Origin of the sequence: Klebsiella sp. M5al (genome assembly GCF_002090195.1) — a bacterium.
In the GTDB taxonomy this organism is placed as follows: Bacteria; Pseudomonadota; Gammaproteobacteria; order Enterobacterales; family Enterobacteriaceae; genus Klebsiella; species Klebsiella grimontii.
In genome coordinates, this window is record NZ_CP020657.1 from 563,189 (window position 1) to 583,762 (window position 20,574).

The 20,574-nt window shown below is 56.1% G+C and carries 15 protein-coding genes; 9 read left to right on the forward strand and 6 right to left on the reverse strand.

Features of this window, described 5'->3' with window-relative positions:
- The first annotated feature begins 25 nt into the window (after positions 1 to 25).
- From tamA to BWI76_RS02785, 3 genes are read left to right on the forward strand one after another with little or no spacing between them, the layout of a single operon-like run.
- Positions 26 to 1,759: an autotransporter assembly complex protein TamA gene (gene tamA, locus BWI76_RS02775; protein ID WP_024360275.1), complete on the forward strand. Its 1,734-nt coding sequence runs from the start codon at positions 26 to 28 to the stop codon at positions 1,757 to 1,759.
- On the forward strand, positions 1,756 to 5,532 hold the full coding sequence (tamB, locus tag BWI76_RS02780) for an autotransporter assembly complex protein TamB (RefSeq protein WP_049087212.1): 3,777 nt from the start codon (positions 1,756 to 1,758) through the stop codon (positions 5,530 to 5,532). Before tamA ends, tamB begins: the two co-directional genes overlap by 4 nt.
- A gap of 2 nt (positions 5,533 to 5,534) precedes the next feature.
- Positions 5,535 to 5,879, forward strand: a complete 345-nt coding sequence (locus BWI76_RS02785) for a gamma-glutamylcyclotransferase (RefSeq protein WP_004871046.1) — start codon at positions 5,535 to 5,537, stop codon at positions 5,877 to 5,879.
- A gap of 156 nt (positions 5,880 to 6,035) precedes the next feature.
- On the opposite strand, the gene ppa is transcribed toward BWI76_RS02785, so the two are convergent.
- Complete coding sequence (gene ppa / locus BWI76_RS02790; RefSeq protein ID WP_004098041.1) at positions 6,036 to 6,563, reverse strand: inorganic diphosphatase; 528 nt, start codon at positions 6,561 to 6,563, stop codon at positions 6,036 to 6,038.
- A gap of 403 nt (positions 6,564 to 6,966) precedes the next feature.
- Between ppa and ytfQ the strand changes: the two genes are divergently transcribed.
- The 4 genes from ytfQ to yjfF all read left to right on the forward strand — a co-directional run bounded on the left by ytfQ (position 6,967) and on the right by yjfF (position 11,615).
- Complete coding sequence (ytfQ, locus tag BWI76_RS02795; RefSeq protein WP_004871043.1) at positions 6,967 to 7,923, forward strand: galactofuranose ABC transporter, galactofuranose-binding protein YtfQ; 957 nt, start codon at positions 6,967 to 6,969, stop codon at positions 7,921 to 7,923.
- A gap of 180 nt (positions 7,924 to 8,103) precedes the next feature.
- Positions 8,104 to 9,606, forward strand: coding sequence for a galactofuranose ABC transporter, ATP-binding protein YtfR (ytfR, locus tag BWI76_RS02800; RefSeq protein WP_004871040.1), 1,503 nt, complete (start codon positions 8,104 to 8,106; stop codon positions 9,604 to 9,606).
- A 10-nt stretch (positions 9,607 to 9,616) separates the two neighbouring features.
- The gene (ytfT, locus tag BWI76_RS02805) at positions 9,617 to 10,642 is read left to right on the forward strand and encodes a galactofuranose ABC transporter, ATP-binding protein YtfT (protein WP_049089953.1); all 1,026 of its coding nucleotides are present in this window, start codon (positions 9,617 to 9,619) and stop codon (positions 10,640 to 10,642) included.
- The gene (gene yjfF, locus BWI76_RS02810) at positions 10,629 to 11,615 is read left to right on the forward strand and encodes a galactofuranose ABC transporter, permease protein YjfF (protein ID WP_004128182.1); all 987 of its coding nucleotides are present in this window, start codon (positions 10,629 to 10,631) and stop codon (positions 11,613 to 11,615) included. The genes ytfT and yjfF overlap by 14 nt, the downstream gene beginning before the upstream one ends.
- A 44-nt stretch (positions 11,616 to 11,659) precedes the next feature.
- Here the strand turns inward: yjfF and fbp are convergent, their stop codons facing one another.
- Positions 11,660 to 12,658: a class 1 fructose-bisphosphatase gene (gene fbp, locus BWI76_RS02815; protein ID WP_004098053.1), complete on the reverse strand. Its 999-nt coding sequence runs from the start codon at positions 12,656 to 12,658 to the stop codon at positions 11,660 to 11,662.
- 175 nt (positions 12,659 to 12,833) lie between these two features.
- On the opposite strand from fbp, the gene mpl reads away from it, so the two are divergent.
- Positions 12,834 to 14,207 carry a UDP-N-acetylmuramate:L-alanyl-gamma-D-glutamyl-meso-diaminopimelate ligase gene (mpl, locus tag BWI76_RS02820; protein WP_004871032.1) on the forward strand — a complete coding sequence of 458 codons (1,374 nt, stop codon included), beginning with the start codon at positions 12,834 to 12,836 and terminating at the stop codon, positions 14,205 to 14,207.
- A 64-nt stretch (positions 14,208 to 14,271) separates the two neighbouring features.
- Entirely contained in the window at positions 14,272 to 14,817 is a 546-nt protein-coding gene (locus tag BWI76_RS02825; RefSeq protein WP_004871030.1) for a GNAT family N-acetyltransferase, read from the forward strand.
- Between the two features lie 162 nt (positions 14,818 to 14,979).
- Here the strand turns inward: BWI76_RS02825 and BWI76_RS02830 are convergent, their stop codons facing one another.
- The 4 genes from BWI76_RS02830 to yjgA all read right to left on the reverse strand — a co-directional run bounded on the left by BWI76_RS02830 (position 14,980) and on the right by yjgA (position 20,544).
- Positions 14,980 to 16,188 (reverse strand): aldose 1-epimerase family protein, encoded by a 1,209-nt coding sequence (locus tag BWI76_RS02830; RefSeq protein ID WP_004871028.1) that lies wholly within the window; start codon positions 16,186 to 16,188, stop codon positions 14,980 to 14,982.
- Between the two features lie 327 nt (positions 16,189 to 16,515).
- On the reverse strand, positions 16,516 to 17,658 hold the full coding sequence (locus tag BWI76_RS02835; protein ID WP_004871027.1) for an iron-containing alcohol dehydrogenase: 1,143 nt from the start codon (positions 17,656 to 17,658) through the stop codon (positions 16,516 to 16,518).
- Positions 17,659 to 17,860: 202 nt separating this feature from the next.
- Positions 17,861 to 19,372, reverse strand: coding sequence for a CoA-acylating methylmalonate-semialdehyde dehydrogenase (locus tag BWI76_RS02840; protein ID WP_004871025.1), 1,512 nt, complete (start codon positions 19,370 to 19,372; stop codon positions 17,861 to 17,863).
- A gap of 620 nt (positions 19,373 to 19,992) precedes the next feature.
- Positions 19,993 to 20,544, reverse strand: coding sequence for a ribosome biogenesis factor YjgA (gene yjgA / locus BWI76_RS02845; RefSeq protein WP_004128196.1), 552 nt, complete (start codon positions 20,542 to 20,544; stop codon positions 19,993 to 19,995).
- Between the last annotated feature and the right edge of the window lie 30 nt (positions 20,545 to 20,574).

Consider the following 20,574-nt stretch of genomic DNA (forward strand, 5'->3'; position numbering starts at 1 on the left):
GAAACAAGGATATTCAGGAGAAAACGTGCTACAAATCCGCCAGTTATGTATCACCAGCCTTTTGCTGGTCAGCGGGGTCGCCAGCGCAGCGAGCGTGCGTTTGCAGGTTGAGGGGTTATCCGGGGAACTGGAAAAAAACGTCCGCGCCCAACTATCTACGATCCAGAGCGATGAAGTCACGCCGGACCGGCGCTTTCGCGCGCGCGTTGATGATGCTATCCGCGAAGGCCTGAAAGCGCTCGGCTACTACGAACCGACGATCGATTTTGATTTACGTCCGCCGCCGGCGAGGGGCCGCCAGGTCCTGATCGCCAAAGTCACGCCCGGCGAGCCGGTGCGTATTGGCGGCACCGAAGTGATTTTACGCGGCGGCGCCCGAACCGATCGCGACTATCTGGATTTGTTAAAAACGCGCCCGGCGATCGGCACCGTGCTGAACCACAGCGACTATGATGGCTTCAAAAGCTCCCTGACCCGCGTTGCGCTACGTAAAGGCTATTTTGATAGCGAATTTAATAAAAGCCAGCTCGGCGTCTCTCTCGACCGGCATCAGGCCTTCTGGGATATCGACTACAACAGCGGCGAGCGCTACCGCTTTGGCCCGGTCACTTTTGAAGGCTCGCAAATTCGCGACGAATATCTGCAAAACCTGGTGCCGTTTAAGCAGGGCGACTACTACACCTCCCAGGATCTCGCCGAACTGAACCGCCGCCTGGCGGCAACCGGCTGGTTTAGCTCCGTCGTGGTGGCGCCGCAGTTTGAAAAATCCCGCCAGACCAAAATTCTGCCTTTGCAGGGCGTGGTCTCTCCGCGTAAAGAGAATACCGTTGAAACCGGGGTCGGCTACTCAACCGACGTCGGGCCGCGCGTCAAAGGCACCTGGAGAAAGCCGTGGATGAACTCCTACGGCCACAGCCTGACCTCCAGCCTCAGCCTTTCCGCCCCGGAACAGCAGCTTGATTTCAGCTATAAAGTGCCGTTGTTAAAAAGCCCGCTGGAGCAGTACTACCTGATGCAGGGCGGCTTTAAGCGTACCGATCTTAACGATACCAAAGCCGACTCTACGACCCTCGGGGTATCACGTTTTTGGGAGATGTCGAGCGGCTGGCAGCGCGCGCTGAACCTGCGCTGGAGCCTCGACCACTTTACCCAGGCCAACGTCACTAACACCACCATGCTGATCTACCCCGGCGTGTCGGTGAACCGTACCCGCTCGCGCGGCGGCCTGATGCCGACCTGGGGCGATTCGCAGCGCTATTCGGTGGACTACTCCAACACCATGTGGGGCTCGGACATCAACTTTATCGTGATGCAGGCGCAGGACGTCTGGATCCGCACCCTGTATGACCGCCACCGCTTCGTGGTGCGCGGCAATCTTGGCTGGATTGAGGCCGATAACTTCAGCAAGGTCCCGCCGGATCTGCGTTTCTTCGCAGGTGGCGACCGCAGCATTCGCGGGTATAAATACAAATCTATCTCGCCAAAAGATGATGACGGCAAGCTGATGGGGGCCTCGAAACTGGCCACCGGCTCGCTGGAGTATCAGTACAACGTGAGCGGCAAATGGTGGGGCGCGGTGTTTGTCGATAGCGGCGAAGCGGTGAGCGATATCCGCGAGAGCAACTTTAAAACCGGCGCCGGCCTCGGCGTGCGCTGGCAGTCTCCGGTCGGACCAATCAAGCTGGATATCGCCAGACCGATCGGCGACAAAGAAGAGCACGGTTTACAGTTTTATATCGGTCTGGGGCCTGAATTATGAGTTTATGGAAGAAGATAAGCCTCGGCGTACTGATTTTTCTTGTGCTGCTGCTGGGGACGGTAGGATTCCTGGTGGGGACCACCACCGGCCTGCATCTGGTGATCAAAGCCGCCGACCGCTGGGTTCCGGGGCTGGAGATCGGCAAAGCGACCGGCGGCTGGCGCGATTTGACGCTGGAGAACGTGCGCTTTGAGCAGCCGGGCGTGGCGGTCACCGCTGGCCAGTTCCACCTCGGCGTCAAGCTGCGCTGCCTGTGGGACAGCAGCCTGTGCGTCAACGATCTTTCTCTGCGCGATATCTATGTGGCGATCGATACCAGCAAGATGCCGCCGGCGGCGCCGGTTGAAGAAGAAGATAGCGGCCCGCTGAATCTCTCCACGCCTTATCCCATCACCCTGAGCCGGGTGGCGCTGCATAACGTCAACGTAAAAATTGACGATACCGCCGTCTCGCTGCGCGACTTTACCAGCGGTCTGAACTGGCAGGAGAAAAACCTGACCCTGACGCCGACCTCCCTGCAGGGGTTGCTCATCGCGCTGCCGAAGGTGGCGAAGGTGGCCCAGGAGCAGGTGGTCGAGCCGAAAATTGACAATCCGCAGCCGGAAGAAAAGCCGCTCGGCGAGACGATGAAAGATCTGTTCTCGACGCCGGTGCTGCCGGAAATGACCGACGTCCATCTGCCGTTGAATCTCAATATTCAGGCCTTCCGCGGCGAGCAGCTGCGTCTCACCGGCGATACCGATATCACCATCTATAATCTGCTGCTCAAAGTCAGCAGCATTGATGGGCAGATGAAGCTGGACGCGCTGGACGTGGACTCCGACCAGGGCAAAGTCACGGCTTCCGGCAACGCCCAGTTGCAGGATAACTGGCCGGTCGATATTACCCTCAACAGTACGCTGAATATTGATCCCCTGAAGGGCGAGAAAGTGCAGTTGAAAGTGGGCGGTGAAGTCCGTAAGAAGCTTACGCTCGGCGTGGATTTAAACGGTCCCGTGACGATGACCCTGCGCGCCGAAACGCAGCTGGCGGAGGCGGGGCTGCCGCTGGATATGGAGATTAAAAGCAAGCAGCTTTACTGGCCGTTCACCGGCGAGAAAGCGTATCAGGCTGACGATCTCCTGCTGAAATTTAACGGCAAGATGACCGACTACACCCTGGCCTTCAGCACCGCGGTCAAAGGGCAGTCGCTGCCGCCGGCGAAGATTAACCTCGACGCCAAGGGCAACGAGCAGCAGGTCAATCTTGATAAGCTGACCGTCGCCGCTCTCGAAGGGAAAACCGAACTGAAGGCGCTGCTCGACTGGCAGCAGGCGATCAGCTGGCGCGGTGAACTGACGCTTAACGGTATCAACACCGCTAAAGAGGTGCCGGACTGGCCGTCGAAGCTCAACGGCCTGATTAAGACCCAGGGCAGCCTGTACGGCGGCAGCTGGCAGATGTCGGTACCGGAGCTGAAAATCACCGGTAACGTGAAGCAAAATAAAGTCGATGTGAGCGGGTCGCTGCAGGGCAACAGCTATATGCAGTGGAAAATCCCCGGTCTGCATCTGGCGTTAGGCCCCAACAGCGCTGACGTGAAAGGCGAGCTGGGGGTCAAAGATCTTAACCTTGACGCCACCATTGACGCGCCGCATCTCGACAACGCCCTGCCGGGCCTGGGCGGGACGGCGAAGGGGCTGGTGAAAGTTCGCGGCACCGTCGACGCGCCGCAGCTGCTGGCGGACATCACCGCCCGGGCGCTGCGCTGGCAGGAGCTGTCGGTGGCCCAGGTGAACGTGAAGGGTGATGTGAAGTCAACCGACCAGATTGGCGGTAGCCTCGACGTGCGCGTGGACCGTATCAGCCAGCCGGGCGTCAATATCAGCCTGGTGCAGCTCAATGCGAAGGGCAACGAGAAGCAGCACGACCTGCAGCTGCGGGTGCAGGGCGATCCGGTCTCCGGGCAGCTGTCGCTGGCGGGGAGCTTTGACCGCAAAGCGGAGCGCTGGAGAGGCACGCTGAGCAATACCCGTTTCCAGACCCCGGTGGGGCCGGTGGCGCTGACGCGCAATATCGCGCTGGATTACCGTAACCTCGAACAGAAAATCAGCATCGGGCCGCACTGCTGGACTAACCCGAACGCCGAGCTGTGCGTACCGCAGACCATCGACGCCGGGGCAAGCGGGCGCGCGGTGGTGAACCTCAACCGTTTCGACCTCGCGATGCTGAAGCCGTTTATGCCGGAAGCGACCCAGGCCAGCGGCGTGTTTAGCGGCAATGCCGATGTGAGTTGGGACACCACCAAAGAGGGGCTGCCGCAGGGCAAAGTGACGCTGAACGGGCGTAACGTGAAGGTCACTCAGACGGTCAACGACGCGCCGCTGCCGGTGGCTTTCGATACTCTCAACCTCACCGCCGATCTGCATAATAATCGCGCCCAACTGGGCTGGCTGATTCGCCTGACCAACAATGGTCAGCTGGACGGGCAGGTGCAGGTCACCGATCCGCAGGGCCGACGCAATCTGGGCGGCAACGTCAATATCAACAACTTCTCGCTGGCGATGATTAACCCTATCTTCTCGCGCGGCGAAAAGGCGGAAGGGAGACTGAATGCTCGCCTGACGCTTGGCGGCAACCTTCAGAGTCCGCAGCTGTTCGGTCAGATGCAGCTGAATGGCGTTGATATTGACGGTAACTTTATGCCGTTCGATATGCAGCCGAGCCAGCTGGCGATGAATTTCACCGGTACCCGCTCGACCCTACAGGGAACGGTGAATACCAGCCAGGGCCACATCGCGCTTAGCGGCAACGCCGACTGGACGCAGATTGACAACTGGCGCGCGCAGATTGCGGCGAAGGGCAGCCGGGTACGGATAACCGTGCCGCCGATGGTGCGCCTGGATGTCTCGCCGGACGTGGTGTTTACCGCCACGCCAAGCCTGTTTAACCTGGATGGCAGCGTTGATGTGCCCTGGGCGCGTATCGTGGTCAACGAAGTGCCGGAAAGCGCCGTTGGGGTCTCATCTGACGAAGTGATGCTGGATAAAAATCTGCAGCCGATTAAGCAGCAGAGCGCCGGTATCCCTATCAACAGCAACCTGACGATTCACGTAGGCAACAACGTTCGTCTCGATGCCTTCGGTCTGAAAGCGCGTCTGACCGGCGATTTGAAAGTGGCGCAGGATAAACAGGGGCTGGGACTGAACGGGCAGATCAACATCCCGGAAGGCCGCTTCCATGCCTACGGCCAGGATCTGATCGTGCGTAAAGGCGAGCTGCTGTTTTCCGGCCCGCCGGATCAGCCGCTGCTGAATATCGAAGCCATTCGTAACCCGGACGCCACCGAGGACGACGTTATCGCCGGCGTTCGCGTGACCGGCTCGGCCGATCAGCCGAAAGCGGAGATTTTCTCCGATCCGGCGATGTCGCAGCAGGAAGCGCTCTCTTACCTGCTCCGCGGGCAGGGTTTAGGCAGCGGACAGAGCGATAGTGCGGCAATGACCTCCATGCTTATTGGTATGGGGGTTGCACAAAGTGGTCAGGTTGTGGGTAAAATCGGCGAGACGTTTGGCGTAAGCAATCTGGCGCTGGATACCGAGGGAGTGGGCGACTCCTCCCAGGTGGTGGTCAGCGGCTATGTGCTGCCCGGTCTGCAGGTAAAATATGGGGTAGGGATCTTTGATTCCCTGGCGACGTTGACGTTACGTTATCGCCTGATGCCTAAGCTATATATGGAAGCCGTGTCTGGTGTAGACCAGGCTCTCGATTTGCTCTATCAGTTTGAGTTTTAGCAATGCGAATATTTGTTTACGGCAGTTTACGACGCAAACAAGGCAACAGCCACTGGATGACCAACGCTCAGTGGCTGGGCGATCATAGTGTCAATGATTATCAACTGTACAGCCTGGGCCACTATCCAGGCGCGGTGCCCGGCGATGGCACGGTACATGGTGAAGTCTATCGTATTGACGCATCGACGCTGGCTGAATTGGATGCGCTGCGTACCAAAGGCGGCGAGTATGCTCGTCACCTGATCCAGACGCCCTACGGTAGCGCCTGGATGTATGTCTATCAGCGCCCCGTTGAGGGCTTCACGCGGATAGAAAGCGGCAACTGGTTGGACAAAGACCAGTATTAATAACGATAACGCCACCTTCGGGTGGCGTTGTTTTTTGCGGGGGTAACTTTTGTCGCCCCGCCAAGGCGCGTTAGTCGCTAACCGGGAAATGGCTCAATATCCCAAATAAAAACACCGCCCGGAGGCGGTGTTTTCGCTAACCTGAGTGCGGCAGAATTACTTCTTAGCGCGCTCGAAGGAAGCCACGATTTCAGCTTTCGCCGCTTCGGCGTTGTCCCAGCCGTCAACCTTAACCCATTTGCCCGCTTCGAGGTCTTTATAGTGCTCGAAGAAGTGGGTGATCTGCGCTTTCAGCAGTTCCGGCAGGTCGTTCACATCTTTGATGTGATCGTACTCTTTGCTCAGCTTGGTGTGCGGTACCGCAACCAGCTTCGCATCTTCACCGGATTCGTCGGTCATTTTCAGTACGCCGACCGGACGGCAGCGGATGACTGAACCTGGCTCCAGCGGGTACGGCGTCGGGACCAGAACGTCAACCGGGTCACCGTCCAGGGAGAGAGTGTGGTTGATGTAGCCGTAGTTGCACGGATAGAACATCGCCGTGGACATGAAACGGTCAACGAACAGTGCACCGCTCTCTTTGTCGACTTCGTATTTAATAGGATCTGCGTTCGCCGGGATCTCGATCACGACGTAGATGTCTTCCGGCAGATCTTTGCCCGCAGGTACGTTGAGTAAGCTCATGTCTGTTTCCTTTAAAATGTATGGCAAACAAGTGCCCGGTATTATAGCCAACTCGCATCGAATGTCTTCGCTTCTTTTTCTCCAGAACGGGTGGGGGGAGTCTGAATTTTTCCCCGCTATACAGCCTGAAAATCCATAAACATAGCCGCATACTGAATAAATTTATGTAACCGTTTTCATTGCATATGCTTGATATCTCAAAGCGTGAAAAATTTCGTCATAAACGGCGAAGCTCGCGCGGGTCGCGAAGCCTCACCGGCTCTCCGCTGCTGAAAAGCGTATCGATTAACATCTAATTAACTTTTTTGAAGTGTGATGTAACGCATTCAGTTACATCTCCGATTGTCTATAGTTTGTTCGCAGGTGAGGCTTTAACCAACAATAACCCTACGAGGATCCTCTTATGTGGAAGCGCTTACTTCTTGTCACAGCAGTTTCCGCAGCTATGTCGTCTATGGTCATGGCTGCCCCTCTTACCGTAGGTTTTTCGCAGGTCGGTTCTGAATCCGGCTGGCGTGCGGCCGAAACCAACGTCGCGAAGGAAGAGGCCGCGAAGCGCGGCATCACTCTGAAGATTGCCGACGCCCAACAAAAACAGGAAAACCAGATTAAAGCCGTACGCTCCTTCATCGCTCAGGGCGTCGATGCCATCTTCATCGCTCCGGTAGTGGCGACCGGCTGGGAGCCGGTACTGAAGGAAGCGAAAGAAGCCAAAATCCCGGTATTCCTGCTCGACCGCTCAATTGATGTCAAAGACAAAGATCTCTATATGACCACCGTTACCGCGAACAACGTGCTGGAAGGCCAGCTAATCGGTAAGTGGCTGGTGAAAACCGTCGACGGCAAGCCGTGTAACGTTGTTGAACTGCAGGGCACCGTGGGGGCCAGCGTGGCGATTGACCGCAAGAAAGGCTTCGCTGAAGCCATTTCTAAAGCCTCCAATATCAAGATTATCCGCTCTCAGTCCGGCGACTTTACCCGCAGTAAGGGTAAAGAAGTGATGGAGAGCTTTATCAAAGCGGAGAACAACGGCAAGAACATCTGCATGGTTTACGCCCATAACGACGACATGGTGATTGGCGCCATTCAGGCGATTAAAGAGGCCGGGCTGAAGCCGGGCAAAGATATCCTCACCGGCTCTATCGACGGGGTGCCGGATATCTATAAAGCGATGATGGCCGGCGAGGCTAACGCCAGCGTTGAGCTGACGCCGAATATGGCCGGCCCGGCGTTCGATGCGCTGGAGAAATACAAAAAAGACGGCACCCTGCCTGAAAAAGTCACCATCACCAAATCGACCCTTTATCTGCCGGATACGGCGAAAGAAGAGTTAGAGAAGAAGAAAAATATGGGCTACTAAGTAGCGAAAAACAGGCACGCTCCCGGTGGCGCTATGCGCTCCGGGCGACAGGTTCATCGCCGTCTGCGGATTGAGTAGCCCGGACAGGCGCGCAGCGCCGCCTCCGGGATTTTCCCGGTCGCTAAAGCGCGGCTGAGCTCCCTCTCCCTGCCGGGGAGAGGGTTAAGGTGAGGGGAGAGCATGAACGGCGAACAACATCAGGAAATCCTTCGTACTGAAGGGCTAAGCAAATTTTTCCCCGGCGTGAAGGCGCTGGATAACGTTAATTTCAGCCTGCGCCGGGGCGAAATCATGGCTCTGTTAGGCGAAAACGGCGCGGGTAAATCCACCCTGATTAAAGCGCTTACCGGCGTCTACCACGCCGACCGCGGGGCAATCTGGCTGGAAGGCCGGGAAATCTCGCCAAAAAATACCGCCCACGCCCAGCAGTTGGGGATCGGCACCGTCTATCAGGAAGTGAACCTGCTGCCTAACATGTCGGTGGCGGATAATCTGTTTATTGGCCGCGAGCCCCGGCGCTTTGGCCTCCTGCAGCGCAAAGAGATGGAAAAACGCGCCACCGCGCTGATGGCGTCCTACGGTTTTTCTCTCGATGTCCGTGAACCGCTGAACCGCTTTTCGGTCGCCATGCAGCAGATTGTCGCGATCTGCCGGGCAATTGACCTGTCAGCAAAAGTGTTAATTCTTGATGAACCGACCGCCAGCCTGGATACCCAGGAGGTGGAAATGCTCTTCACCCTGATGCGCCAACTGCGCGATAGCGGCGTCAGCCTGATTTTCGTCACCCACTTCCTCGACCAGGTTTACGCCGTCAGCGACCGCATCACCGTTCTGCGTAACGGCGGTTTTGTCGGCTGCCGGGAAACCCGCGAGCTGCCGCAAATTGAACTGGTGAAAATGATGCTGGGCCGCGAGCTGGAGCATAACGCCCTGCAGCGCGCGGGCCGCACCCTGCTGAGCGATAAGCCGGTGGCCGCCTTCGAAGATTTTGGCAAAAAAGGCACTATTGCACCGTTTAATCTGCAGGTCCGTCCCGGTGAAATCGTCGGTCTGGCAGGGCTGTTAGGCTCAGGACGCACGGAAACCGCGGAAGTCATTTTCGGCATTAAACCCGCCGACAGCGGCAAAGCGTGGATCAAAGGCAAGCCGCAAACCCTGCGCTCGCCGCATCAGGCATCGTGCCTCGGGATCGGCTTCTGTCCGGAAGATCGTAAAACCGACGGCATAATCGCCGCCGCCTCGGTGCGGGAAAATATCGTTCTCGCGCTACAGGCGCAGCGCGGCTGGCTGCGGCCGATTAGTCGCCGCGAACAAAATGAGATTGCCGAACGTTTTATTCGTCAACTCGGTATTCGTACCCCCAGCGCTGAACAGCCGATCGAATTTCTCTCCGGCGGTAATCAGCAGAAGGTGCTGCTCTCCCGCTGGCTGCTGACGAAGCCGCAGTTCCTGATCCTCGATGAACCGACCCGCGGTATTGACGTTGGCGCCCACGCCGAAATCATCCGCCTGATCGAAACCCTGTGCGCCGATGGCCTGGCGCTGCTGGTCATCTCTTCAGAGCTGGAAGAGCTGGTGGGTTACGCCGATCGGGTGATTATCATGCGCGATCGCCAGCAGGTGGCGGAGCTGGCGCTGAGCGAGCTCTCCGTACCGGCGATCATGAACGCTATTGCGGCATAAGGAGTAACCGATGATGCCTCAATCTGTTCCGAAAAGCGGCCAGCCGAAACGGCGCTTTAACTGGCCAAAAGGGATGCCGCAAATTATTGCGCTGCTGCTGGTGCTGGTGGTTGACAGCCTGGTCGCGCCGCATTTTTATCAGGTCGTGCTCCAGGACGGGCGGCTGTTCGGCAGCCCGATAGACATTTTAAACCGCGCCGCCCCGGTGGCGCTGCTGGCGATTGGCATGACGCTGGTTATCGCCACCGGCGGGATTGACCTCTCCGTCGGGGCGGTGATGGCGATTGCCGGCGCAACGGCAGCGTCGATGACCGTGGCAGGGCACAGCCTGCCGATTGTGCTGCTGGCATCGCTGGGGGCCGGCGCGCTGGCCGGTCTGTGGAACGGGATCCTGGTGGCGGTGCTGAAGATCCAGCCGTTCGTCGCCACGCTGATCCTGATGGTCGCCGGGCGCGGAGTGGCGCAGCTGATCACCTCCGGGCAGATCGTGACCTTTGACTCACCGCATCTGGCGTGGCTGGGCAGCGGGTCGCTGCTGCTGTTCCCGACGCCGGTGATTATCGCCATCGTCACGCTGGCGCTGTTCTGGCTGTTTACCCGCAAAACCGCGCTGGGAATGTTTATCGAAGCGGTGGGGATTAACATTCGCGCGGCGAAAAACGCCGGGGTAAATACCCGCGTCGTCGTGATGTTGGCCTACGTACTCAGCGGCGTTTGCGCGGCAATCGCCGGGATTATCGTTGCGGCGGATATTCGCGGCGCGGATGCCAATAACGCCGGGCTGTGGCTGGAGCTGGACGCCATCCTGGCGGTGGTTATCGGCGGCGGCTCGCTGATGGGCGGGCGCTTTAACCTGCTGCTCTCGGTCGTCGGGGCGCTGATTATCCAGGGCATGAATACCGGGATCCTGCTGTCAGGCTTCCCGCCGGAGCTTAATCAGGTAGTCAAAGCGGTGGTGGTGCTGTGCGTACTGATCGTCCAGTCGCCGCGCTTTATCAGCATACTGAAGGGGATGCGCGGCCATGATAAAACGTAATTTACCGTTAATGATTACCCTCGCGGTCTTCGTACTGGGATACCTTTACTGCCTGACCCAGTTTCCCGGCTTTGCCTCGACGCGGGTGATCTGCAATATCCTGACCGACAATGCCTTTCTCGGGATCATCGCCGTCGGTATGACCTTCGTGATCCTCTCCGGCGGGATCGATCTGTCGGTCGGGTCGGTGATCGCTTTTACCGGGGTCTTTCTCGCTAAAGCGATCGGTTTCTGGGGGATTTCGCCGCTGGTGGCGTTTCCGCTGGTGCTGGTGATGGGCTGCGCCTTTGGCGCGTTTATGGGCCTGCTTATTGATGCGCTGAAGATCCCGGCGTTTATCATCACCCTCGCCGGGATGTTTTTCCTGCGTGGCGTCAGCTACCTGGTCTCGGAAGAGTCGATTCCCATTAATCATCCGGTCTATGACGCCCTTTCCGGACTGGCATGGACCATCCCCGGGGGCGGGCGTCTGAGCGCGATGGGGCTGCTGATGCTGCTGGTGGTAATCGGCGGAATTTTTATGGCCCACCGCACCCGCTTTGGCAATCAGGTTTACGCCATCGGCGGCAACGCGACGTCGGCGAACCTGATGGGGATCTCCACGCGGAGCACGACAATCCGTATCTATATGCTCTCCACCGGACTGGCGACGCTGGCGGGGATCGTCTTCTCCATCTATACCCAGGCGGGCTATGCGCTGGCGGGCGTCGGCGTTGAGCTGGACGCGATTGCTTCAGTGGTTATCGGCGGCACGCTGTTAAGCGGTGGGGTAGGGACGGTGCTCGGCACGCTGTTTGGCGTAGGGATTCAGGGGCTGATTCAAACCTATATCAACTTCGACGGTACGCTCAGTTCATGGTGGACCAAGATCGCCATCGGTATTCTGCTGTTTATCTTTATTGCGCTGCAGCGCGGCCTGACGGTGCTGTGGGAGAATCGGCAGAGCTCGCCGGTCACAAGGGTGGGACACTGATTGGAGAATTTCCCCTCCCGTACGGCGGGAGGGGAAGAGGCGCGTTACGCGTCCGGGAACTCTTTAATAAAGTTCTCGACGTCTTCAACCATATGGTTGTTGCCGACGAAGAAAGAGCGGCGCTGGTGCAGGCTTTCCGGAATGATATCCAGAATACGCTCTTTACCATCGCTGGCTTTACCGCCCGCCTGTTCCGCGAGGAACGCCATCGGGTTGCATTCGTACAGCAGGCGCAGTTTACCGTCCGGGTGGCTGGCGGTGCTCGGGTAGAGATAGATGCCGCCTTTTAGCAGGTTGCGGTGGAAATCCGCCACCAGAGAGCCGATGTAGCGCGAGGTGTACGGGCGCTGGGTCTCTTTATCTTCTTCCTGGCAATGCTTGATGTACTTCTTCACACCCATCGGGAACTTGATGTAGTTACCTTCGTTAATCGAGTAGGTGTTGCCCTTTTCCGGGAAGCGCATGCGCTCCTGGCACAGGCAGAAGACGCCAAGGGACGGGTCGTAGGTAAAGGCGTGGACGCCGCAGCCGGTGGTATAAACCAGCATCGTCGAGGAGCCGTAAACCACATAGCCCGCGGCGACCTGTCGGTTGCCCGGTTGCAGGAAATCTTCTTCAGTAACGGGGGTTCCCACCGGCGTGACGCGGCGATAGATAGAGAAAATCGTTCCAACGGAGACGTTAACGTCGATGTTAGAAGATCCATCCAGCGGGTCCATCAGCACCACGTATTTGGCGTGTTCACATCCTTCAAAGACGACGATTTCATCTTCTTCTTCAGAGGCGATCCCGGCAACAATATCGCGTGCTCGCAGTGCGGCTTTCAACTTTTCATTGGCAAACAGGTCGAGTTTTTGCTGCACCTCGCCCTGAACGTTTTCAGCACCGCTGGCACCCAGGATATCGACCAGACCGGCCTTGTTGATATCGCGGTGGATGATCTTGGCGCCTAACTTTATCGCCGACAACAAAGCAGTAAGCTCGCCGGTTGCGTGAGAGAACTCGTGCTGCTTTTCGACAATAAATTCACCTAACGTTTTCATAACCCGTTCCCTGCATGTTTATGTGAAGTAAAACGAACATAACAATCTTAACAAAGAATAAAAAAAGTTCGCACAGGTGAATCGCGCCAGCAAAATACGGATTCGCCTTAAATGCATTTCTTTCACCCCCAACATCCCGGTAAACTGTGCTTCAGATAAGAGAAGGAAGTGACGAATGCGCATTCATATTTTAGGAATCTGTGGCACGTTTATGGGGGGGCTGGCGATGCTGGCGCGTTCCCTCGGTCATGAGGTAACGGGGTCGGATGCGAACGTCTATCCGCCAATGAGTACCCTGCTGGAAAATCAGGGAATTGAGTTAATTCAAGGATATGATGCCAGCCAGCTGGATCCGCAGCCGGATCTGGTGATTATCGGTAACGCGATGACGCGCGGAAACCCGTGCGTGGAAGCGGTGCTGGAAAATAATATCCCTTACATGTCCGGACCGCAGTGGCTGCACGATTTCGTGCTGCGCGATCGCTGGGTGCTGGCGGTTGCCGGAACGCACGGGAAAACCACCACCGCCGGCATGGCGACCTGGATCCTCGAAGCCTGCGGCTACAAGCCGGGCTTTGTTATCGGCGGCGTTCCGGGCAACTTCGATGTTTCCGCGCGCCTTGGCGACAGCCCGTTCTTCGTGATTGAGGCCGATGAATACGACTGCGCTTTCTTCGATAAACGCTCCAAGTTTGTTCACTACTGTCCACGCACGTTGATTCTCAATAACCTTGAGTTTGACCACGCGGACATCTTTGACGATCTGAAAGCGATCCAGAAACAGTTCCATCATCTGGTGCGCATTGTGCCGGGCAAAGGCAAGATTATCCTGCCGGAGAACGACATCAATCTGAAACAGACGATGGCGATGGGCTGCTGGAGCGAGCAGGAGCTGGTCGGCGAACAGGGCCACTGGCAGGCGAAAAAGCTCACCACAGATGCTTCCTCATGGGAAGTGTGGCTGGACGGCGAGAAAGTCGGCGAGGTGAAGTGGGCGCTGGTTGGCGAACATAATATGCATAACGGTTTGATGGCCATTGCCGCCGCCCGTCATGTCGGCGTGCAGCCTGCCGATGCGGCTAACGCGCTGGGCAGCTTTATTAACGCCCGCCGGCGTCTGGAACTGCGCGGCGAAGCCAACGGCGTGACCGTGTACGACGATTTTGCCCACCACCCGACGGCGATTCTGGCGACCCTGCAGGCGCTACGCGGCAAGGTTGGCGGTACCGCGCGTATTCTTGCCGTGCTTGAACCTCGTTCCAACACCATGAAAATGGGTATCTGCAAAGACGACCTGGCGCCGTCCCTTGGCCGCGCGGACGAAGTCTTCCTGCTGCAGCCGCAGCATATTCCGTGGCAGGTCGCTGAAGTGGCTGACGCCTGCGTTCAGCCCGCGCACTGGAGCGCCGATGTCGATGCGCTGGTGGAGATGATTGTTAAAACTGCCCATCCGGGCGATCACATTCTGGTGATGAGCAACGGCGGATTTGGCGGCATTCATCAGAAGCTGCTCGATAAGCTGGCGAAAAAAGCCGAGGCGGCCGAGTAGGCTATGCTCCTCGTTTATCCGCCCTCCGCGCGAGGGCGGAGGGTTTTTGTGACCAGGATGGTTCATGTTGATTTCACAAAGAGTGACCTCTACCGATTCCGCGCATTTTCCCGCGCTTGACGCGCTGTACGGCAGGGCCTTCCCGTGGCATGAACAGCGTGAAGCCGAGGCTAAACAGCAGGCGCTTGATAATCCGCATTATGAACTGGAAGCCTGGTTCGATGATGGCCTGTTTATTGGCCTGAGCGGCTGCTGGCGGTTTACCGACTATGTCTATATTGAGCATCTGGCCGTTGACGACAGGTTACGATCGCGCGGCTACGGCAAGCGGTTGTTAGCTGAAATACTTCAGCGCGCGCCGCTGACCATTCTGGAAATCGATCCGCTGACCAGCGAGATCGCCCATAAGCGCCTGCGCTTTTATGACACCATGGGTTTTTGCGCGAATCCCTGGGCCCATCGCCACCCGAGCTATCATCAGGGGATCGCCGATCATGAATTGATCGTGTTGAGCTACCCGCAGCCGATTAATGAAGCGCAGTACCAGCGCTTTGCGCAGGATTTGCGTTTGGTGGTCATGGATCGGGCTGGTGCGGTCAAGGTTTTGTAGCCCGGATAAGGCGCGTCAAGCGCCGCCTGCGGGAAAGTATATCCAACGTGGCCTCTGAACCATTCCCCGGTGGCGGCTGACGCCTTACCGGGGCTACGGGTTACTGCCGTTTGCGGTTCGGTAGCCCGGACAGGTGCGCGGCAACGCCTGCGGGAAACAGCGCTACTCCTTCGCGATAGGCGTTTCGTTTTCCGCGACTTTGGTATCGCCCTGAATGGCCGCGATTTTCTTCTCCACGTCGGCAACCTGCTCGCTGCTGTGCAGCAGCGTATAGGTCAGATCAAACTGGGTGCTTGCCCCAGGCTGAAGCTGCTTAACGCGTTTTTGCTCGCGCTCAATGGTCACCGGATAGGCGTAGCTGGTGCCCGGCTCAATACCGGTTACGTAGCCCTGTTTCTCAGTATCGGTGTTTTTCCACAGCGTCAGCACCGGCAACTGGCGGGTATCAAACTGAATCGATGCCCCTTTATCGCCGGCTTTGTTGACCACGGCGGCCAGGGTTTGATGATTTTCATCCGCCAGCGGCTGCATATTAAACACCATTTCATCGAAACCTTTGGTTGGACCGGCGTAGGTTTGCCAGGTTTTTAAGCCGGCCCTGGCGTAGTCATTGAACGGGCTGATGCTTGAAATCGGCGCCAGGAAGCGGGCCCCCTCTTCGAGGATCGGCTTGCCAAAGTTGCTGTGATAGATAATTTGATAGTCATGCGGATAGTCGGCATGGTTGGTTAAGACATCGTGCAGGCTGAAGCTGTTGCTGCCGGGTACATAGCGCAGCTCGGTCATGGTCTGCAGATCCGCTTTCTTAAACGTGCTCTCCTTCACCAGTCCGCGAACGCGAATTTCATACGGCGCGGCGTCCGCGACTTCCACTTCCACCTGTGAGGCCGGCGTGTTGCCAACTTTGCCGTGCAGGGTATAAATCTGACCGTCTGCGGTTACCGGATGGCCGGTCCATTCATAGCCGCAGCGCACCATCATCTCATTGAACCCTTCCAGCCAGCCCAGCCCGTTACGGCTTTCGAGGTTTATGAACGCCGGGTTGACTACCTCTTTAACCGGCGAGTCCCAGCCCATTCGCGAACCAAACCCTTCGATTTTCAGCAGGTTCATGCCGCGGGTCGGGCTCAGGGTAATTGTCAGGCCGTCTTTGCTGTGGATGACGAGGATTTTGCTGCCTTCTTGTTTACCGCCGTGAAGGACTTTTTGCTCAATGCTGAAATTATGATCTTTAATCTTCAGCTGATCGCTGGTTATCTGCCAGTTTCCTTTATCCATGCCGCTTTCAGCGCTTGTCAGCACCCACGTTTTTGCTACTACTGGCCCAGAAACAAGCATAGCGATTACGGTTAAAGCTAATGTTTTTTTCATTTTTTATTCCTTTTGCTGAATCGATTGTGTCGCTGATGGAGGGAATTTAGTTGCAAGTGGATTATGAAAATGTGAAGTGTCTCACCTGGTGAGAAAATGGCCGTTTTTATATTTTTAAATGAGATTTAAATCGCGTTTTTTAGGTAATTATAAAAATGTTTGCTAAAAATATGTGATTTAAAGCGAAATAAGCTTTAACGATTCAGCTATTGTTGGCCACGGCTATGATGACGTCTGTGGAACCGATAAGGCCGCCGGGTTTTAATTACCTATGCGGCCCTGGTTGACGCTGCTTTACCGTTTAAGAAAAGCGCAGCGGGGAGGCGATTACGCGCCGTAGAATGCCTGGGTATAGAGCCCTTTGACATCCTGAACGGACGGATAGTTAGGGTTAGTTAAGGTGCAGGGATCGTCGACGGCATGGCGGCTCATTCTGTCGAGAACATTCACAAAGGTCACTTCATTGATTTCAACTTCATCGCACTGGCTTAGCGTTTTCGGCACTCCCAGACGTTGATTCAGCGCGTTGATCGCATCACTCAGGTTATTGATGCCTAAAGCCGCTTCCAGCTGGCGATATTTTTTGGTGAACTTCGCGTTATATCGAATGATATAAGGCAACATAATCGCGTTCGCCAGCCCGTGGGTAATACCAAACTCGCCGCCAATTTTATGCGCCATCGCGTGGACTAATCCCAGCGAAGCATTAGTGAAGGCGATTCCCGCCAGCGCAGAGGCGTTGTGCATATGCATGCGGGCGTTTATATCATCAGGCGAGCGCCAGGCGGTTTCCAGATACTTAAACACCAGCCGAATCGCTTCTACCGCATAGGGATCGGTAAACGAGTTGGCCGCGGTGGACACATAGGCTTCAATCGCGTGGGTCAGAACGTCCATACCGGTGTGAACGGTGACGTGCGGCGGCATTTTTGCCGGAATTGTGGGGTCGAGAATAGCAATATCCGGCACCAGATCGGCGGCAACAATCGGGTGCTTAATATGATTTGCCGTATCGGTGATCACCGAGAACGCGGTGATTTCAGAGGCGCTGCCGCTGGTGGAAGGAATCGCTACAAACCGGGCTTTATTGCGCAGCGCTGGCATAGAACCGACCGGGAGGATATCTTCAAACTTCAGCTGCGGATGCTCGTAAAAACACCACATGACTTTGGCGGCATCAAGCGCAGAGCCGCCGCCAATCGCCACTATCCAGTCTGGTTCAAAGGCCTGCATCTCTTTTGCGCCGCGCCAGACGGTTTTAATGGATGGGTTGGGTTCGACATTATCGATAATAATGCATTCCATCCCCGCTTTATTAAGTTCACTAACGGCTTTATCCAGAAAGCCAAAACGCTTCATTGAACTTCCGCCGGTGACTAATGCGGCTTTTTTACCGCTCAGCGTGGAAAGGTGTTCTAAAGCGTTTTCGCCATAAATAATACTACGAGGAATTGAGAAGGCCTGGGTCATAGGAAACTCCATTTAATATTAAGGATTTTTTTAGTGTGCATTCGTCATTTTCGATTCAGCGACACGTGCAGAGTAAAAAAATCGAATTAATGCTCCAGATATCGCCGGAGCAATATCTGGAGGGAGCTTTTTCTTTTATCCGCCATATTTCCAGGAGGGAGGCGATGGCGGCAACTCGAATTAACTGGAGAATAAGCGGCGATTAAATCGTACCGTCCCAGGAGTCGACTTTTTCGCGTTTCGCTTCCTCTTCATCAAACCAGCGCGAGGTCACGCATTTTGATTCGGTGTAGAAACGTACGCCGTCTTTGCCCAGGCAGTGCAGGTCGCCGAAGAAGGACTGCTTATGGCCAGAGAACGGGAATACGCCGACCGGCACCGGGATACCGACGTTGATACCGACCATACCGCCGTGGGTGCGTTTCTGGAATTCACGGGCGTAGTAGCCGCTTTGGGTGAAAATAACCGAGCCGTTGGCAAACGGGTTATTGTTCATTAATTGCAGACCTTCTTCGAAGGTTTTCACCCGCTTAAAGCACAGCACCGGCCCGAAAATTTCCTGCGTGCCGACGCTCATCTCTTCGGTTACGCGATCCAGTATGGTCGGCCCGACATAGAAGCCGTTTTCCTGGCCCGGCACCTTAATATCGCGACCATCGAGCACCAGCTTCGCCCCTTCCTCAATGCCTTTATTAATCCAGCCGATCACCGACCGTTTATGGTCTTTAGAAATCACCGGACCCATATCGGTATCGCGCAGATAGCCGGGGCCGATTTTCAGCTGTTTGGCTTTTTCGACGACGGCGGCAATCAGCTTATCGGCGATCTCTTCCTGCACCACGACGACCGGCAGCGCCATGCAGCGTTCGCCCGCGCAGCCAAACGCGGCGTTGATAATCCCCGCTGCGGTGCGGTTAATCGGCGCATCGGCCAGCACCAGGGCATGGTTTTTCGCTTCGCACAGCGCCTGAACGCGTTTGCCATGAGCGGCGGCTTTGGAGTAAACGTGCAGGCCCACGGAGGTGGAGCCGACGAAGGAGACGCCGTTGACGTCCGGATGGGTTAGCAATATATCGGCTTCGTTACGTGAGCAGGTCACTACGTTGATAACCCCATCCGGCACGCCTGCTTCCTGATAGAGCTTGGTGATTTCCATACAGGTCATCGGCGTCATACTGGCCGCTTTTATCACCATGGTATTACCGGAAGCGACGCATAATGGCGCCATCCATCCCATCGGGATCATCGCCGGGAAGTTAAACGGCACAATACCGGCGAACACGCCAATTGGCTCACGGTAAAGGTTGGTGTCGATCCCGGCAGAGGCGTCCATCAGGTTTTCGCCGGCCATGAGAGTGGGAATCGAGCAGGCAAGCTCGGTGCCTTCTTTCGCTTTTAAAACATCGCCCTGGGCGTCGCCCCAGGCTTTACCGTTTTCTTTTGCCACCAGCTCGGTTAAACGGTCCTGATGCTGGATTAATAATTCGCGAACGCGGAACATAATTTGCGAGCGTTTAATGGCTGGCGTATCTGACCACGCCGGAAAGGCTTTGCGCGCCGCGGCAACGGCATCCAGCACTTCTTGCTCGGTGCAGCAGGGGGCCTGAGCCATCACTTCCCCGGTACTTGGGTTATAGACGTCCATATAGCGTTCGGTCTGCGATACGCGCCATTGACCATCAACGAAATATTTCAGCCTTGGTACAGTAGTCATATTTTTCTCCATGATGATAGCTGTCGACTCTCTAAAAATCTGGCTCTGACCGGCGGCGAACGGCTTAGCGCCGGGTCAGCCACTTTCGTGAATAGTGAATCCCTGATGATTACCGGGCGATTCACCTGCGGCGGCGCGGAAGATTTGGTCGACTTTCTCCTGAAGAAAGCCTGCAGACGCCTGGTTTTAATTAACAGAACTGACTGGCCAAAATACGCGCTCGCACCGTTTCGTTTCTCACGACTTAATGAAATTAATTTTTCATTATAATGATGTATGAAATAACAAGACCGTTTTGAGAGATGGATCAAAGATAAGCAAACTGCTGATAAAGTCAGCGTTATAAAGGCGGGTTTTGTTATTTAAGTTAATGAGATTAATGCATTGGGATTTGTCTGGCAGCGTTAGAGGAAAGGTGGAATGACCAGCCAGGCAGGAATGGAACGGCTTTTTTGTGAAATAAAAGTTAAATATAAACGCCAAATGAAATTAAAATGAAAAATTACAACCGATTTAAAGCCATGACAACGGCGACGGGCTATCGACCATGTGATTTGTAAGAGGAGGTGGGGGGTCGCCCGGATTGGGCACGGGCCGTAATCCGGGGGAGTCGTTCAAAATTAGCCTTCGCTTTCGGCCAGTTCTCGCAGATACTGGAAGATAAGACGCGCGGACTTCGGCGGCTTGTTGCCTTCTTTCTCTTTTTTGGCGTTGCGGATAAGCGAACGCAGCTGCTGACGATCGGCGTCAGGCCACAGGTTCAGCACTTCAGCCACGGCTTCATCACCATTATCAATCAGACGATCGCGGATCTGCTCAAGCTTATGGAACAGCGCAACCTGCTGGTTGTGGCGGTTCTTCAGCTTGTCCAGCGCCTGACGAATCGGCTCGACGTCGCGGCTACGCAGCATTTTACCAATCAGCTGCATCTGGCGGCGGCGGCCTTCTTTCTTGATACGCTGGGCGAGTTCAATCGCGTCGCGCAGGTCGGTATCCAGCGGGATTTTATCGAGCGCGTTTTTACCCAGCTCGACCATTTCCGCGCCAAGACGCTTCAGTTCTTCGGCGTCGCGCTTAATTTCACTTTTACTGACCCAGATAATTTCATCGTCTTCATCTTCGACGTCATCACCAGGGACGTCGTCGAGCCAGTCTTCGGGCTGCTTTGTCATCTCAGGCTCCTTAAAAAAGAGACTAATGTT

What these genes read in the sequence shown, in the direction of transcription:
- tamB (WP_049087212.1), top strand. Translation starts at nt 1,756, where the DNA reads ATGAGTTTATGGAAGAAGATAAGCCTCGGCGTACTGATTTTTCTTGTG.
- ytfT (WP_049089953.1), top strand. Translation starts at nt 9,617, where the DNA reads ATGATGCCTCAATCTGTTCCGAAAAGCGGCCAGCCGAAACGGCGCTTT.
- BWI76_RS02840 (WP_004871025.1), bottom strand. Translation starts at nt 19,372, where the DNA reads ATGACTACTGTACCAAGGCTGAAATATTTCGTTGATGGTCAATGGCGC.
- BWI76_RS02835 (WP_004871027.1), bottom strand. Translation starts at nt 17,658, where the DNA reads ATGACCCAGGCCTTCTCAATTCCTCGTAGTATTATTTATGGCGAAAAC.
- fbp (WP_004098053.1), bottom strand. Translation starts at nt 12,658, where the DNA reads ATGAAAACGTTAGGTGAATTTATTGTCGAAAAGCAGCACGAGTTCTCT.
- BWI76_RS02785 (WP_004871046.1), top strand. Translation starts at nt 5,535, where the DNA reads ATGCGAATATTTGTTTACGGCAGTTTACGACGCAAACAAGGCAACAGC.
- ppa (WP_004098041.1), bottom strand. Translation starts at nt 6,563, where the DNA reads ATGAGCTTACTCAACGTACCTGCGGGCAAAGATCTGCCGGAAGACATC.
- ytfR (WP_004871040.1), top strand. Translation starts at nt 8,104, where the DNA reads ATGAACGGCGAACAACATCAGGAAATCCTTCGTACTGAAGGGCTAAGC.
- ytfQ (WP_004871043.1), top strand. Translation starts at nt 6,967, where the DNA reads ATGTGGAAGCGCTTACTTCTTGTCACAGCAGTTTCCGCAGCTATGTCG.
- BWI76_RS02830 (WP_004871028.1), bottom strand. Translation starts at nt 16,188, where the DNA reads ATGAAAAAAACATTAGCTTTAACCGTAATCGCTATGCTTGTTTCTGGG.
- BWI76_RS02825 (WP_004871030.1), top strand. Translation starts at nt 14,272, where the DNA reads ATGTTGATTTCACAAAGAGTGACCTCTACCGATTCCGCGCATTTTCCC.
- mpl (WP_004871032.1), top strand. Translation starts at nt 12,834, where the DNA reads ATGCGCATTCATATTTTAGGAATCTGTGGCACGTTTATGGGGGGGCTG.
- yjfF (WP_004128182.1), top strand. Translation starts at nt 10,629, where the DNA reads ATGATAAAACGTAATTTACCGTTAATGATTACCCTCGCGGTCTTCGTA.
- yjgA (WP_004128196.1), bottom strand. Translation starts at nt 20,544, where the DNA reads ATGACAAAGCAGCCCGAAGACTGGCTCGACGACGTCCCTGGTGATGAC.